Origin of the sequence: Pseudonocardia sp. EV170527-09 (assembly GCF_008369905.1) — a bacterium.
GTDB lineage: Bacteria > Actinomycetota > Actinomycetes > Mycobacteriales > Pseudonocardiaceae > Pseudonocardia.
The window spans coordinates 17,133-31,310 of the sequence record NZ_VRMC01000068.1 but is presented as its reverse complement, the minus strand read 5'-3'; the positions used below and the strand labels follow the sequence as shown (position 1 = coordinate 31,310).

Annotated in this window: 16 protein-coding genes; 9 read left to right on the top strand and 7 right to left on the bottom strand. The window is 73.9% G+C overall.

All coding sequences use genetic code 11. The features are described 5' to 3' along the window. Window positions 1–638: 638 nt before the first annotated feature. Window positions 639–995 (bottom strand): helix-turn-helix domain-containing protein, encoded by a 357-nt coding sequence (locus FVA95_RS19995; protein ID WP_240051613.1) that lies wholly within the window; start codon window positions 993–995, stop codon window positions 639–641. Between the two features lie 66 nt (window positions 996–1,061). Between FVA95_RS19995 and FVA95_RS19990 the strand changes: the two genes are divergently transcribed. The 3 genes from FVA95_RS19990 to FVA95_RS19980 are packed head-to-tail and all read left to right on the top strand — an operon-like array spanning window position 1,062 to window position 3,854. Further along, complete coding sequence (locus tag FVA95_RS19990) at window positions 1,062–1,823, top strand: NAD(P)H-dependent oxidoreductase (RefSeq protein ID WP_149665543.1); 762 nt, start codon at window positions 1,062–1,064, stop codon at window positions 1,821–1,823. 28 nt (window positions 1,824–1,851) lie between these two features. After that, window positions 1,852–2,796: an MBL fold metallo-hydrolase gene (locus FVA95_RS19985; protein WP_149665542.1), complete on the top strand. Its 945-nt coding sequence runs from the start codon at window positions 1,852–1,854 to the stop codon at window positions 2,794–2,796. Further along, window positions 2,793–3,854, top strand: coding sequence for an endonuclease/exonuclease/phosphatase family protein (locus tag FVA95_RS19980; RefSeq protein ID WP_149665541.1), 1,062 nt, complete (start codon window positions 2,793–2,795; stop codon window positions 3,852–3,854). The genes FVA95_RS19985 and FVA95_RS19980 overlap by 4 nt, the downstream gene beginning before the upstream one ends. Here FVA95_RS19980 and FVA95_RS19975 read toward each other — a convergent pair. The 3 genes from FVA95_RS19975 to FVA95_RS19965 form a co-directional block, all read right to left on the bottom strand. Next, entirely contained in the window at window positions 3,836–4,462 is a 627-nt protein-coding gene (locus FVA95_RS19975) for a MerR family transcriptional regulator (protein ID WP_149665540.1), read from the bottom strand. The genes FVA95_RS19980 and FVA95_RS19975 overlap by 19 nt on opposite strands. 14 nt (window positions 4,463–4,476) lie before the next feature. Then, window positions 4,477–5,028 (bottom strand): ATP-dependent Clp protease proteolytic subunit, encoded by a 552-nt coding sequence (locus tag FVA95_RS19970; protein WP_149665539.1) that lies wholly within the window; start codon window positions 5,026–5,028, stop codon window positions 4,477–4,479. Between the two features lie 63 nt (window positions 5,029–5,091). Beyond that, window positions 5,092–5,574 carry a MarR family winged helix-turn-helix transcriptional regulator gene (locus FVA95_RS19965; RefSeq protein WP_240051612.1) on the bottom strand — a complete coding sequence of 161 codons (483 nt, stop codon included), beginning with the start codon at window positions 5,572–5,574 and terminating at the stop codon, window positions 5,092–5,094. 91 nt (window positions 5,575–5,665) lie between these two features. Between FVA95_RS19965 and FVA95_RS19960 the strand changes: the two genes are divergently transcribed. Next, window positions 5,666–6,316: an FMN-dependent NADH-azoreductase gene (locus tag FVA95_RS19960; RefSeq protein WP_149665537.1), complete on the top strand. Its 651-nt coding sequence runs from the start codon at window positions 5,666–5,668 to the stop codon at window positions 6,314–6,316. A 65-nt stretch (window positions 6,317–6,381) separates the two neighbouring features. Here the strand turns inward: FVA95_RS19960 and FVA95_RS19955 are convergent, their stop codons facing one another. Beyond that, window positions 6,382–7,422: a sigma-70 family RNA polymerase sigma factor gene (locus FVA95_RS19955; protein ID WP_149665536.1), complete on the bottom strand. Its 1,041-nt coding sequence runs from the start codon at window positions 7,420–7,422 to the stop codon at window positions 6,382–6,384. Between the two features lie 235 nt (window positions 7,423–7,657). Between FVA95_RS19955 and mftR the strand changes: the two genes are divergently transcribed. Next, complete coding sequence (mftR, locus tag FVA95_RS19950; RefSeq protein ID WP_149665535.1) at window positions 7,658–8,296, top strand: mycofactocin system transcriptional regulator; 639 nt, start codon at window positions 7,658–7,660, stop codon at window positions 8,294–8,296. A gap of 61 nt (window positions 8,297–8,357) precedes the next feature. Here the strand turns inward: mftR and FVA95_RS19945 are convergent, their stop codons facing one another. Further along, a complete protein-coding gene (locus tag FVA95_RS19945) occupies window positions 8,358–9,362 on the bottom strand; it encodes a hypothetical protein (RefSeq protein WP_149665534.1) in 1,005 nt (334 codons plus the stop codon). A 642-nt stretch (window positions 9,363–10,004) separates the two neighbouring features. Between FVA95_RS19945 and FVA95_RS19940 the strand changes: the two genes are divergently transcribed. Continuing rightward, a complete protein-coding gene (locus tag FVA95_RS19940; RefSeq protein ID WP_020627638.1) occupies window positions 10,005–10,208 on the top strand; it encodes a cold-shock protein in 204 nt (67 codons plus the stop codon). A 77-nt stretch (window positions 10,209–10,285) separates the two neighbouring features. On the opposite strand, the gene FVA95_RS19935 is transcribed toward FVA95_RS19940, so the two are convergent. Further along, a complete protein-coding gene (locus FVA95_RS19935) occupies window positions 10,286–11,086 on the bottom strand; it encodes a tryptophan-rich sensory protein (protein WP_149665533.1) in 801 nt (266 codons plus the stop codon). 57 nt (window positions 11,087–11,143) lie between these two features. Between FVA95_RS19935 and FVA95_RS19930 the strand changes: the two genes are divergently transcribed. The 3 genes from FVA95_RS19930 to FVA95_RS19920 all read left to right on the top strand — a co-directional run bounded on the left by FVA95_RS19930 (window position 11,144) and on the right by FVA95_RS19920 (window position 14,176). After that, the gene (locus FVA95_RS19930; RefSeq protein ID WP_368667342.1) at window positions 11,144–11,929 is read left to right on the top strand and encodes a bifunctional DNA primase/polymerase; all 786 of its coding nucleotides are present in this window, start codon (window positions 11,144–11,146) and stop codon (window positions 11,927–11,929) included. Window positions 11,930–12,208: 279 nt separating this feature from the next. Beyond that, the gene (locus tag FVA95_RS19925) at window positions 12,209–13,552 is read left to right on the top strand and encodes a DUF445 domain-containing protein (RefSeq protein ID WP_149665531.1); all 1,344 of its coding nucleotides are present in this window, start codon (window positions 12,209–12,211) and stop codon (window positions 13,550–13,552) included. Window positions 13,553–13,711: 159 nt separating this feature from the next. Further along, window positions 13,712–14,176, top strand: a complete 465-nt coding sequence (locus tag FVA95_RS19920) for a helix-turn-helix domain-containing protein (protein ID WP_060713481.1) — start codon at window positions 13,712–13,714, stop codon at window positions 14,174–14,176. Window positions 14,177–14,178: the final 2 nt, after the last annotated feature.

Here is a 14,178-nt window from a genome sequence, read left to right as displayed (position 1 = left end):
CCACCCCACCCCCACCCCTCGCGAACCGCCGAAAATCTCACGCTCCGTACCCATATCGGCGACCAGGATCATGTGCCAGGCCACTGAGGCCGGGGGCAAGGCGACCCGGACCGCAGGCCCGCTCGCGGGCCGAGGACCGGAAGCGGCGCGGCAGCACCTCGAAGCGGCCCGACGAGCGAGGACGTCGACCCCGGCGATCCGGCGCGACTGGGGCCGCCACGGGCCCGCCGCGGACGCTCCCAGTCTGACTGGGTTAGATCGCGACGCGGTCGTCCCACCCCCCGAAATCCGCGGGTTTTCGAGGCTTCCGTAGTCCGGCCCACCCACCTAACCCACCTAACTTGTCGCAGGTCAGCGTGGGTGGGACACGTCAAAGAGCCCGGGTTAGATATCTAACCCGGGCTGGCGGATCTAACCCGCGATCTAACCCATCCAGCGGGTTTGGCAGGCGGGGTGTGTGGCGGGCAGGAGTGGTCTCACTTGTGGTCTCAGTTCGGCTGAGTTCAGGACTCGTCTCGCGAGTCGCGAGGTCGTTCTGACCTGTCGATAGGTCGGTCTGGAATGCTCCCGGATTTTCGAGGTGTGACCTGAAAAGCGGAAGGTCGGCGGTTCGACCCCGCCCCTGGCCACACTCTCTCTCAGTGGCCGATCTCCTCCGCATCCCGGATGTAGGCCTCGGCGAACCCCGCCCCCCACCGGTCCATCACCTCGACCACCGGCTCCAGGGTCCGCCCCAGCCGGGTCAGCCGGTACTCCACCCGCGGCGGGACTTCCGCGAACACGGTCCGGTGTACGACGCCGTCGCTCTCCAGCTCCCGCAGCTGCCGGGTCAGCGTCTTCGTGTTCGCCGAGGGGACGAGCCGGCCGAGCTCGTTGAACCGGCGGGGCCCGTCCAGCAGGTGCTTGACCAGTGTCAGCTTCCACGTGCCCCCGAGGACCGACACGGCGACCTCGACCGGGCACACCTCCAGTGCGCGGATCACGGGCAGACGCACAGCAACCCCCAAGCGACAGAAATGTCCGTACTGGTCAGGTCGACCCTGCGCGTCGACCATCGCAGTATGCCGTCCGTCCTGTGGTTGAGCGCCCACCCCGAAACCTCCTCGCTGAACGGTGAGCTGCGACGAGCCGGCGTCGACCGGCTGCGTTCCCGCGGCCACGACGTCGTCGAGTCCGACCTCTACGCGCTGCACTGGGACCCGGTCCTGCGGCCGCGCGACGGCGGCGTCGACAGCGGCCCGTTCCGCGTCGGAGCCGACACCCGGGCCGCGTACCTCGAGGGCCGGCAGGCCCCCGAGGTGGCCCGTGAGCAGGAGAAGCTGTGCCGGGCCGACGCGCTCGTCGTCCAGTTCCCGCTCTGGTGGTACGGGATGCCCGCGATCCTCAAGGGCTGGTTCGACCGCGTCCTGGTCCACGGGTTCGCGTTCGGGACCGACGCCGCCACCGGCCGGCGCCTGCGGTTCGAGCAGGGGCGCCTCACCGGCAGGCGTGCGCTCGTCCTGACCACCCTCGGCGACCGTCCGGCCGCGATCGGGCCGCGCGGCATGTCCGGCGAGCTGCACCAGCTGCTGTTCGGCCTGCTGCACGGCACCTTCGCCTACACCGGGATGGATGTCCTCCCGCCCTGGGCGCTCCCGAGCGCCGACCACGTCGAGGACCTCACCGCGGTCCGGGCAGACCTGTTCCGGCGGCTCGACGGTCTCTTCGACGACGACCCGATCCGCTACCGACCGCAGTTCACCGGGGAGTACACCGGCGGCTGGGAGCTCGCCCCGCACATCCGGCCGGGGGAGACGGGGCTGGACGTGCACATCGCGGGCTGAACCGGGTCGATGGGGCCATGATCGGAGCATGAGCGCCCACCCCCACGACATCACCGTTCCCGGTCCGCCCCGGCTGGAGGAGGTCTCCGAGGGGCTCTACGCCTACGTCCAGCCCGACGGCACCTGGTGGATCAACAACACGGGGCTGCTGGTCGGGCCGCAGGGCGCCGTCGTCGTCGACTCCTGCTCCACCGAACGCCGGACCCGGGCGTTCGCCGCCGCGATCGGCGAGGTCACCGACCGGCCCGTGCGCACGGTGGTCAACACCCACCACCACGGGGACCACACCTGGGGCAACGCCCTGTTCTCCGGTGCGACGGTCGTCGCGCACGAGCGGGCGCGCGCGGAGATGATCGCGTTCGGGCCGCCCCGGGACCTGCCGTTCTGGGACCACGGCGACTGGGGCTCGCTGCCGCTGGACCCGCCGTTCCTCACCTTCACCGACCGCGTCGCGCTGCACCTGGGGGACCTGCGGGTCGACGTCGTCCACACCGGGACGCCCGCGCACACGACCAACGACGTCCTCGTCCACGTGCCCGACCGGTCGGTCCTCTACTGCGGCGACCTCGTCTTCCACGGCGGCACGCCGTTCCTGCTGATGGGGTCGGTGACCGGGGCGATCGACGTCCTGGAGCAGGTGGTGCTGCCACTCGGGGCCGCGACGACGGTGCCCGGCCACGGCCCGGTGTTCCAGGGCGACGGGCCGGTCCGGGACATGCTCGACTACCTGCGCTTCGTCGTCGACCTGGCCGAGCGCGCCCGCGACGCCGGCATCCGCCCGCTGGAGGCCGCCCGCGACACCGACCTCGGCCGGTTCGCCGACTGGCCGGACGCCGAGCGCATCGTCGGGAACCTGCACCGTGCCTACGCCGAGCTCGACGGCGCCGAGCGCGGCGCCCCGATCGACGTCATGACCGCCCTCGCCGAGATGGTCGAGTACAACGGCGGCCGCCCGCTCACCTGCCTGGCGTGAGCACCGGCCGCGGCGACGACGACCGCGCCCGGACCCGACGGCCGCCGGAGGTCGGGACCGCCCCCGCGGACCAGCTGGAACCGAGCGCGCCCGGCATCCGTTGTCCACCCGTGTCCGTGATCGTCGACCGAGCCCTGCGTACCGCCGTCACCGTGCTGCCACGGCGGTGGCGGACCGACCGGCACTCCGCCCTGGTCGGGCTGACCGCGCTGCGCCCGCACCTCGGCGTCGCGGGGCTGGGGGCCGCCGGTCTCCTGCGGCTCGCCGGGCTGCGCCGCACCGCGACGGCGGTGGGCCTGGCCGGTGCCGCGGCCGCCGCCCCCGCACTGCGACGGGTGCTGCCCCGGCCCGCCGGTCCGCTGCCGGACGGGCCCGAGCTGACGGTGCTCGTCGCCAACGTGCTGCTGGGGCGTGCGGACCCCGGTGCGCTCGCCGCGACGGTGGCCCGGGAGCGGCCGGACGTCGTCGTCCTGCCCGAGGCGGGCGTCGCCTACCTCGACCGGCTGCTGCCCCTGCTCCCCGGCTACCGCGGCTGGTCGTCGGTCCCGCGCGGCGTCCCGGACCAGCGCGGCACCGTGGTGCTGGCCGCGCCGAGGGCCGGAGACGTCGACGTCCGGCCCGGGGAGGGCATGCGGCTGCCGCACCTGGAAGTCACCGGCGGGCTGCTCGGTACCCGGACGCTGTACGCGGTACACACCTCCGCCCCGACGAACCCGCGGTGGACCGGCCTGTGGGCCGGTGAGCTCGCGCTGATCGGGGAGTGGACCCGCGCCCGGCCGACACCGGTCGTCGCCGGGGACCTCAACGCCGTCGTCGACCACCGGCGGCTGCGCGACGCCGTCGGTGGCTGCGTCGACGCCACCGACGGCACCGGGCGGGGGCTCGTCGCGACCTTCCCCTCGTCGCTGCCGCGCTGCGCCGGGATCCGCATCGACCACGTCCTGGTGCCCCGCGGGTCGGTGACCCGCCGTCACGTCGTCCTCGACACCCCGGGCAGCGACCACCGCGCGGTGCTGGTGACGGTGCGGCTGCCCGACGCTCAGGAACCGTCGCGGTAGAGCTGCGCGGAGCGGCTCTCCTGGGCGATGCGGCGCAGGGCCGCGAGCAGGGCGTCGCCGAGGACGGTGCCGATCAGCGCGGTCTCCGCGGCCTCCTCACGACCGGTGGTCCGCCCGATCGCGGCCATGTCGCCCTCCGCGGCGTGGTCGGCGGCCTCCGCCCACGCCCGCAGCGTGGTGTCGCCGGGAGCCAGGCCCAGCTCGCGCATCCGGGCCAGCACCGACCGGGCCCCGGCCAGCGCGGGCGCGTTCGGCTCGACCTGCCAGCCCACGTGGGTCATCGCCTGCTCCAGATCGGCCTCCGCCTCGTCGAGCGAGCCGGACGCCCCGACGTCGCCGGTGATCGCGTAGACTGTCCGGCCGAGCATGTCGTGCAGGCTGACCGCGGGGTCGTCGACGGCCGACAGCACCTCGCGGACGGTGGCGATCGGCAGCCCGCCGACCTCGACGAGTGCCCGGATCAGGCGGAGCCGGCGCAGGTGGGTGTCGTCGTAGCGGGCCTGGTTCGGTGACGTCGTCTCGCCGCGGGGGAGCAGACCCTCGCGCAGGTAGTACTTGATCGTCGCGACGGGGACGCCGGACGACCGGGACAGGTCCGAGACTCGCACCTGCGAGACTCTAGCTATCCGTTTCGAACCCGGGGCTCCGACAGCCCGTCGACGAGGCCAAGGGTCACCGCCTCCGACGCCGACAACCAGCGGTCCCGGGCGTCGTCGGGCAGCGGGGCGCCGCAGTACGCCGCGGTCAGCGACTCGATCTCGCGACGACGCCCGGCCAGATGGTCGGCCCGGACCCGCACGTCGCCGGGGTGGGAGCCGCGGACCGGGCCGTCGGCGGTCGGGAGGAACGCGGCGTGCGCGCGGGCGAGCCGCTTGCCCGGCGTCCCGGACGCGACGAGGAACGGCACCGGGCCCGCGAGCGACCCCGCGGCGACGGTCGCGACGTCGACACCGAGCGTGCGGATCGTGTCGTGCACGGCCATCGCCGCGACCGGGGAGCCGCCGGGGGCCAGGACGTGCAGGGTGACGTCGCGTCGCGGGTCCTCCGCGGCGAGCAGCAGCAGGCGTGCGCAGGTCTCGGCGGCGACCTCGTCGTCGAGCTCGCGGGCGAGCAGCACGATCCGCTCGCCGAGCAGGCGGTCGGCGGGGTCGTACGGGGTGGACAGGACGGGCATCGGATCTCCGCTCCTCGGGTGTCCGTCCGATGCTAGATCCGGACCCGGCCGCCGGACCTGCGGTTACGCCGACGGCGGACGGGGTTCGCCGTCGGCGGAGGCCGGGTCGGTGCCCGCGGTCGCGACGCGGCGCAGCAGCGTCCGGAGCGCGCTCTGCTCGTCCGCGGTGAGTGGCGCCAGGATGTGGGCCTCGGCGCTGCGCATCCGCTTCTCGGTGTCGCAGAGCAGCGCCCGGCCGGCCTCGGTGAGCACGATCCTGCGGGCACGGCGGTCGGTCGGGTCGGGGCGGCGCTCGATCAGCCCCGCCTCCTGGATCTTGTCCAGCAGGTAGGTCATGACGGTGCGGTCCACCCCGAGCTTGCGGGCCAGCGCGAGCTGGGTGGGCGGGTCGTCCGCGGCCGCGGCGGCGAGCACCTGGAAGCCGCGCTGTCCGCCGGGCAGGGCGGCGACGACGCACTGCACCGCGGTGGCGTGGTCGCGTGCCACCCGGGTCAGCGCCCACGCCAGGTCGCACTCGACGCTCTGCGGGGCGGACGGACCGGACATCGTCACAGGATACGTGCTTGCCAAGGTCTTCTTCTGTGAAGATACTCTGCCAAGCAGAATATCTTCTCTCCAGATTGACCGGGAGGTCACCGTGTCCCTATTCCGTCTCGACGCGAGCATCCGCACCGAGGGCTCCGTCAGCCGCGAGATCGCCGACGAGGTCGAACGCGCCTACCTCGAGGCGCAGCCGGGCGCCGAGGTCGTCCGTCTCGACCTGGGTACCGCGCCGCTGCCGGCCGACCTGTGGACGACCGCGGTCGCGGCCGGGTACGGGGCCGAGACCGACCGCACCCCGGAGCAGCGCGGGGCTCTCGCGCGCATCGCGGAGCTGGCGGACGACGTACTGGCCGCCGACGCCGTCGTCATCGGTTCTCCGCTCTACAACTTCGGCATCGCCGCGCACCTCAAGACCTGGGTCGACGCCCTGATCACCGACCCCCGGTTCGCACCGGGAACCACCCCGCTCGCCGGCCGCCCGGTCGTGCTCGTCGTCTCCCGGGGCGGCGGCTACGGGCCGGGCACCCCGCGCGAGGGGTGGGACCACGGCTCCGGCTGGATCACCCGGATCCTGCGCGACGTCTGGGGCGCCGACGTGACCGTCGTGGAGACGGAGCTGACCCTTGCCGACGTGGTGCCCGCGATGAGCGAGCTGCGCCCGCTGGCCGCGGAGAAGCGCGAGCGCGCCCGCGTCGACGCCCGCGCCGCGGGGGAGCGGATCGCCGCGGTGACGCCGGCGGCCTGAGCGCCGGGCCCGAGCGCCGGGCCGGGGCAGGCGGACGCCGCCCGGCCCGGCCGCGCCGGGCGGGGTCAGGCCACCTTCGGCTCCCACAGCTCCGGCCGGTCGGCCAGCTGCAGCGGCAGCCCGAAGTAGCCGAACAGCTCGGTGTTGAGGAAGATGCTCAGCCCGGTGACGACCCCGTCCTCGACCCGCAGGGCCGTGATGCCCCAGGCCTCGAACTCGCCGTTCGGCCCGGACGGCTTCCACTGGGCGAAGCCGACCGTCCCGTTGATCTCCACCGGAGCCACCCGCGACCCGCGGCAGCCCTGCCCGGGGCCGGTCGCCATCCAGGCGATGACGTCGTCCCGGCCGCGGAACCACAGCTCCAGCGGAGGCATGTTCTGCTCGACGTCCTCGTGCAGCAGCGCGGTCAGCGCCTCCATGTCGAACGCCTCGAAGGCGGCCATGTAGCGCATCAGCAGCTCGGTCTGCGCCGGGTCCATCGCCGGGGAGGTCTGCGGCGCGGTCTCGGAGATGCCCTGCTCGGACAGGGTGGCACGGGCGCGCTGCAGGGCGCTGTTGACCGAGGCGACCGTGGTGTCCAGCAGCTCGGCGACCTCGGCGGCCTTCCAGCACAGGACCTCGCGCAGGATCAGCACGGCACGCTGGCGGGCCGGCAGGTGCTGCAGCGCCGCGATGAACGCGAGCCGGATCGTCTCCTTCGCGACGGCCTTGTCCGCCGGGTCCCCGGCCGGCGTCGACACCCGGGCGTCGGGCATCGGTTCGAGCCACTCGGCGTCGGGCAGCGGCTCGCGCAGGGACTCGGCGACCGGTGCGCCGGGACCGCCGATGTCCATCGGGACGGCGCGACGCCTGCGTCCGTTCAACGCGTCGATGCAGACGTTGGTGGCGATGCGGTACAGCCAGGACCGCAGGGAGGAACGGCCGTCGAACTTCGCGACGCCCTTCCAGGCCCGGACCATCGTGTCCTGCACCGCGTCCTCGGCCTCGAACGCCGAGCCGAGCATCCGGTAGCAGTAGCCGGTCAGCTCGCGCCGGTGGTCCTCGAGGCGTTCCTCGGGCGGCCGCTCGTCCACGGTGCCGTCGGCAGCCCGTGCGGGTGCGCTCATGGTTCCCCCTCGACGTAGCCGTCCGGGTGGGTCCCGGTCCGTCTGGCCGCGAGTGTGCCGCGACACACCGACAAAGTGGAGGGCTCGCGCGACGAACGGCCGCCGAACAGGGACGACGCGCGCCGACGGGCCGACCGCGACGTGGGATGATCGGGGCCGACGGCGCTCCGCTCGACCCTCCCGGTCCGCCGGTCGCACGCACGACGGAGGAGTCGGGGAGCACGGCGGGGCGACCATGTCAGCGGTGACCGAGAACGACGGGACCGGGAGTACCGGCGGGAGCGGCACACGCCGCGCCGGCCGGCGTCCGGTCACCTCCCGCTCGGAGATCGAGCACATCGCCCTGGAGATGTTCAGCGACCAGGGTTTCGAGAACACGACCGTCGACGACATCGCGCACGCCGCGGGCATCGGGCGTCGCACGTTCTTCCGGTACTTCGCCTCCAAGAACGACATCGCCTGGGGCGCCTTCGACGAGCAGCTGGTGGGGATGCGCGCGGTGCTCGCGGCCCAGCCGCCGGACCTGCCGACGCTGGAGGGGGTCCGGCGCGCGGTGCTGGAGTTCAACCACGTCGAGCCGGCCGAGCAGCCCTGGCACCGGCGCCGGCTGCGGCTGATCCTGCAGACCCCGGCGCTGCAGGCGCACTCGACGCTGCGCTACGCCTCGTGGCGGGAGGTCGTGGCCGACCACGTCGCCGAGCGCCGCGGCGAGGCCTCCTCGGGGCTCGTCCCGCAGAGCGTCGGGCACGCCTGCCTGGGCGTGTGCATCGCCGCCTACGAGCGCTGGCTGGCCGACGACACCGCCGAGCTCGCCGACCTGCTCGACGAGGTGTTGCGGTCGTTGCAGCGGGGCTGGGTGACCGAGCTGCCCTGAACACGCCGCGACGGCGCCCCGGTGCGGGGACGCCGTCGCGTGGCGATGCCTGCGGCGCAGGTCAGCGGGTGGTGCCGAAGAGCCGCTCCCAGAGGCTCGGGCGAGTGGGGGCGCTGTCCTGGGCCGCGGCGTCGGCCGGGGCCTGCGGAGCGACGGTGCCGCCCGGGGCGGTCGCGTCGGCCGGGGCGGTGGCGACGGCCGGGGCACCCGGGGCCGCGGGCACGGCGGGGGCACCCGGGAGGGCAGGGGTGGCCGGGGTCGCCGGTGCGCCAGGAACGGCCGGAACCGGCGGAGCGGTCGGCGCACCGGGCACCGCCGGGACCGCGGGCGCACCCGGGACGGTGGGCGCTGCCGGGGCACCCGGGACGGCCGGGGTCACCGGCGCCTGGGGGAGGGCCGGCGCCCCGGGGACCGCGGGAGCCTGCGGGAGGGCCGGCGCCTGCGGAGCGCCCGGGACGGCCGGGGGCTCCGGGATCTGCTGGCCCGTGGCGTCCGTGGTGACGGCCGCGGCCGGGGTTGCGGAGGTGGCCGGGACCGCGGGTGCCGCCGGGGCGACCGGAGCCGCGGGAACGACCGGAGCTGCCGGAGCCACCGGAGCTGCCGGAGCCGCGGGCAGGGCGGCGGCGCCGGGAACCGCCGGCGCGACGACCGCGGGCACGGTCGGCGCGGCCGGGGCGGCGGGGACCTGCGGCGCTGCCGGGGCGGCCGGTACGGCCGGAGCACCCGGGACAGCGGGAACCTGCGGCGTTGTCGGAGCGCTCGGGGCGGCGGGGGCCTGCGGGGCGACCGGCACGCCCGGAGCGGCCGGGACTCCCGGTGCCGCGGGGACGCCCGGAACTGCGGGGGTCGGCACGTCCTGGACGGGGACGGCGGTGTCGGCGGGCGTCGCCGGGGCGGTCGCCGCGCCGTCGCCGAAGAGCGTGTCGAACAGCCGGTCCAGCGGGCCGTCGGACGGCGTTGCGGGTGCGTCGGCGACGGTCGCGGCCGGCACGACCGGGGTGGAGGCATGAACGGGCTCGGCCGCGCCGGCCACGCCGGCGCCGTACACACCCAGGGTGCCGATCATGAGGGTCAGGGCGACGGAAGTGGTGACTCGGGATCGCACGGTCTCTCCAGTTCGCTGTGCTGCTGCACGGGGTGACGGACAGCGCTGAGCTTGCGGTCACGGGGCGTCGTCCACCAGTGACCTGATCGTGGCCACACGCGTCACAGGGGTCCCATCGGTCACGCTGTGGCCGTATCGCACCATGCGACACCCGGAACGGGCGACCCCGTCCGGGTTCACGGGCGGCCGTCGAACGGGCCGGAACCGCCGTCGCCACCCGAAACGGGGAGTACGGACGCCCGGTGCTCACTCGACGGCGTGGAACGCGTGCCGTGCTCACTCGTTCGGGGTGGTGATGACCGCCCGTCGCCGATCGGCGGCCGGAATCTCACGCGGCGTGGTCACCCGTGGTGCCGCGCGGCGGGTGGTCGGTGCCGCGGAACCGGCCGTACGGGGGGTCGAGTGAGGACGGTCGAGGTGTCATGGAGCCGTGGTAGCGTCCGCGGCGGTTGCAGTCGTTCTTCTCCGATCGCCGTCGAGCGTCCGTTGAAGTTGTGACGGTGGGCGTCGTCGATCGGTGCTGAGGTGCCGCGGCGGTGTCCACGCGACCTCCGGCTCTTGCTGTGAGGGCCGGAACCGCTCCATCTGAGAAGGACACACGCTATGCCGCAGGGCACCGTCAAGTGGTTCAACGCCGAGAAGGGCTTCGGCTTCATCGCCACCGACGACGAGGGACCGGACGTCTTCGTCCACTACTCCGCCATCGAGTCGAACGGATTCCGCACGCTGGAGGAGAACCAGCGCGTTGACTTCCAGGCCAGCCAGGGCAAGAAGGGCCCGCAGGCCGACTCGGTTCGCGTGATCTGACTTCTGCGCGGGCACGACCCGCGCAACGCGACGGCGCCGGCTCCCCCCGGGGACCGGCGCCGTCGTCGTTCCCGGGGTCAGCCGAAGGCCGGCCGCAACCCCTCCCGCGCTCGCAGCACCGCCGCGACGACCACCGCGGTCACGCCGAGCACCGCGACCACGGTCACCGGCACCGTCCCGGTCGCGGCGGACTCCGCGGCGACCCAGACCAGCGCCCAGGCGGCCGTCGCCGCGTACGGCAGCGCCGCCGTCGTCCGCCGGGTCGCGACGCCCGCGCCCAGCACGCCGATCAGGAGCAGCGCCGCGGCCGCCACCGGGCCGAGCGGCGCGCCCCAGTAGGTCAGCGTCACCGAGAACCCGGCCACGGTCGCCAGCGACACCCAGCCCGCGTAGAACGCGAGCGGCCCGTGCAGCAGTGCCCGGTCCGGCGTCCCCTCGGCCGGGAATGCGGCCAGCCGGCGCAGCGCCACCGCCAGGGTCGCGAGCAGCGCCACGATCAGCAGCTGTGCGGTCCCCAGGAGCTCCTGGGAGAACACGCCGATCCAGCCCGCGTTGAACACCGCCGTCGCCACGAACAGCCAGCCGGTCGCCCGGTGCACCGGGCGCGACCGCTGCCCGGGCAGTGACTGGTACACCGCGTACACGAGCAGGGCCAGGTAGATGAGGCCCCACACGGAGAACGCCACCGTCGCGGGGGTGATGAGTGAGGGGTAGCGGTCGCTGAGCACCCGCTGCGACTCCCCGAACGTCCCGCTGCCGCCGAGCGAGCCCGCCACCGCCTGCAGTACTGCCGCGGCGAGCACCGCCCAGGTCCGCGCCGTGTCCATCCCGGTGGCCGGGCCGGCCGTACGGCCGGACCTCGCCGTCGTCGACGCCATGTCAGTCCTCTCGATCGCACGAATATCTCTATCGTAAAGATAGTCGACGCACGAGGCATGTCGAGCGGTGCGACGACCGGCACTGCGCCGGACGGCGTGGAGGTTGCCGCCGGTCGTCGGTTCGCTGCGCCCGGTCACCTGCCGTTCACCGGTGGTCGTGGCGTTGTGCGGTCGGCGCTCCCCGCTCGTCTCGCCGCTGCGCACCCTCGCCGCGTACCCCTCGCGAAGTCGTGCCCGGAGCCCGATCCTGGTCTTGTACTTCACAGGAGAGCGGCACCACAGGGGTTGTCGCACAAGCGGAAGGAAGTGACCTCCATGTCCTGGTGGGACAGCTACCGAGCCGTCTACGGCGCGGAGCTGCGAGCGGCCGCTCGCGAGTACGCCGACCACGGTTGGCCGCTCGTGCCGGGGCCGGGCGCGGAGGTCATGCTGGCGACGGGCGACGTGCTCGACGTGGTCGAGGTTCCCGCGGTCATCGGTCGCCAGGTCTGCCGGACGCTGCGTGAGGCCGGCGAGGTCGTGCCGGTCGCCGCGACGCCCGAGGGCACCTGGTGGTTCCCGATGAGCCCGCGGCACGCGCTGCCCGCCGAGCTGAGCCTGCACGCCGACGTGGTGCTGCACACCGACGGCATCGGTGTCGTCGCCCCGCCGACCGAGCGTCCCGAGGGCTGGGTGCAGTGGCGCGTGGCTCCGGCGCGGGTCGGCTACCGGGTGCCGGAGGCCGCGGTCGTCGTCGAGGCGATCTGCGACGCGGTGCGCCGTCGTTCCGGCGAGCAGGTCCTCCCCGACGAGCACGAGGTGCGGGCCGAGCGGTCCGGCATGCCGGGCGCCCTGCGCCGCTGATCCACCCGCGCGGCCCGGACGGAACCGAGGATCCGGCCCGCGCGACCGCGTACCGCCCGCCCGGGCGTCTCGTCGCCGTTCCCGCTCGTCCGGAGTACGGACGCCGACACCGGCCGGGTGGTGCGCAGCGGAGGTGGCGCCCGAGGGGGCACTTCTCCCTCGCCGAGCAGCCGCTCCACCGGCCACGGCCGGGTCCGGCGGGACATCGCCGGACCCGGCCGGGCCCCGCTCCGGGCGCCCCCGCCGCCCGATGTCGGTGTCCCCGGGCACTATGGGTGTGTGCAGACCTCCCGCGCGCCGGAGCGCCCGACCCCCGTCCCGCAGCGGGACCGCACCATCGGGACCGTTCCCGCCGTCCCCCTCGGTGGCTTCGGCCCCGGTGACGAGCAGAAGCGACGCGACCTGCGGCGCATGAAGGCCGTCGCCACCGGCTTCCTCCTCGGCGCGACGGTCGTGTTCTTCGTCGCGAAGTACTTCGAGGTCGTCCGCGGTGTCCCCGGGGCGGACTACGTCCGGGCCGCCGCCGAGGCCGGAATGGTCGGTGCGTTGGCCGACTGGTTCGCCGTGACGGCGCTGTTCCGGCACCCGCTGCGGATCCCGATCCCGCACACCGCGATCATCCCGCGCAAGAAGGACATGATCGGCGACAGCCTCGGCGACTTCGTCGGGGAGAACTTCCTGTCCGAGTCCGTCGTCCGCGACAAGCTCGACCGGATCGGGGTCAGCGAGTCGGTCGGGCGCTGGACCGCCGAGCAGGAGAACGCCGACCGCGTCACCGCCGAGCTGGCCACCGCCGCGCGGGCGGTCGTCACCGTGCTGCGCGACGAGGACGTGCAGAACGTCATCGAGACCGTCGCGGTGCGCAAGCTGATGGAGATCCCGGTCGGGCCGCCGATGGGCAAGGCGCTGGAGGGTGTCCTGGCCGACGGTGCCCACCGCAGGCTGGTCGACCTCGTCTGCGACCGCGCCTACGACTGGGTTGCCGACAACCAGGACATGGTCCTGCGGGTCGTGCACGACCGCGCGCCCTCCTGGACCCCGCGCTTCGTCGACGACCTCGTCGCGGACAAGCTGTTCGCCGAGGTCCGCGGCTACGCCTGGGCCGTCAAGACCGACCCCGAGCACCCGCTGCGGCACGCCGTGGACCGCTACCTCGCCGAGTTCGCCCGCGACCTGCAGCACGACGAGACGACCATGGAGCGCGCCGAGCAGGTCAAGCGCCAGGTCGTCGAGCACCCCGAGGTGCAGCACTTCATCGGCCGCGCCTGGACGGTCGTGAAGGCCATGGTCCTCGACGCCGCGGACGACCCGTCGAACGAGCTGCGCCTGCGTGTGCGTGACGGCCTCATGGCCTTCGGGCGGAGGCTGGGTCGCGACGCCGAGCTGCGTGCGAAGCTCGACGGCTGGCTGGCCGACGCCGCGTCGTACGTCGTGCGGCACTACCGGCACCAGATCACCACGCTGATCACCGACACCGTCGCCCGCTGGGACGCGGAGGAGACCTCGCGCAAGATCGAGCTCCAGGTGGGCCGCGACCTGCAGTGGATCCGGATCAACGGCACCGTCGTCGGGGCGCTCGCCGGCCTGGTCATCCACGCCGTGGGGGAGCTCGTCATCGGGTGATCTTTCAGGTGTCCCCGCAGGACATCGCACCGTCATCGCACCGTCATCGACGTGGCGCACACCACGTGACCAGCGCTAGCACCCTGCTTGCAGGAGCTAGCGGTGCCGCGTACGGTCGGTTCCGTCAGTGAAGAACGGATCGAGGTGGAGGTGAGACGGATGGCCACCGAGCGCAAGCCCGGAGACCGTGAGTCCGTCGAGCCCGCCGAGCGCGTCGCGCAGGCCGTCGAGAGCGTCGGTCAGACCGTGGGGCACGCGGTGGAGGACATCGGGTCCTACATCCGCGCCCAGCGCGAGGCCGCCCAGGTCTCGATGCGGCAGCTGGCCCGCACCGCGGGCGTCAGCAACCCGTACCTGAGCCAGGTCGAGCGGGGACTGCGCAAGCCGTCCGCCGAGATACTGCAGCAGATCGCCAAGGGGCTGCGCATCTCGGCCGAGGCGTTGTACGTCCGCGCCGGCATCCTCGAGGAGCGGCCCGCCGGTCAGGTGACCGACGCGGTGCTCACCGATCCGACCCTCAGTGAGCGGCAGAAACGCGTGCTGCTCGACGTCTACGAGTCGTTCCGCAGGGAGAACGGTCTCACCGCCGATCCCGACGACACGTCCACCGAATCCAGGAAGTGATC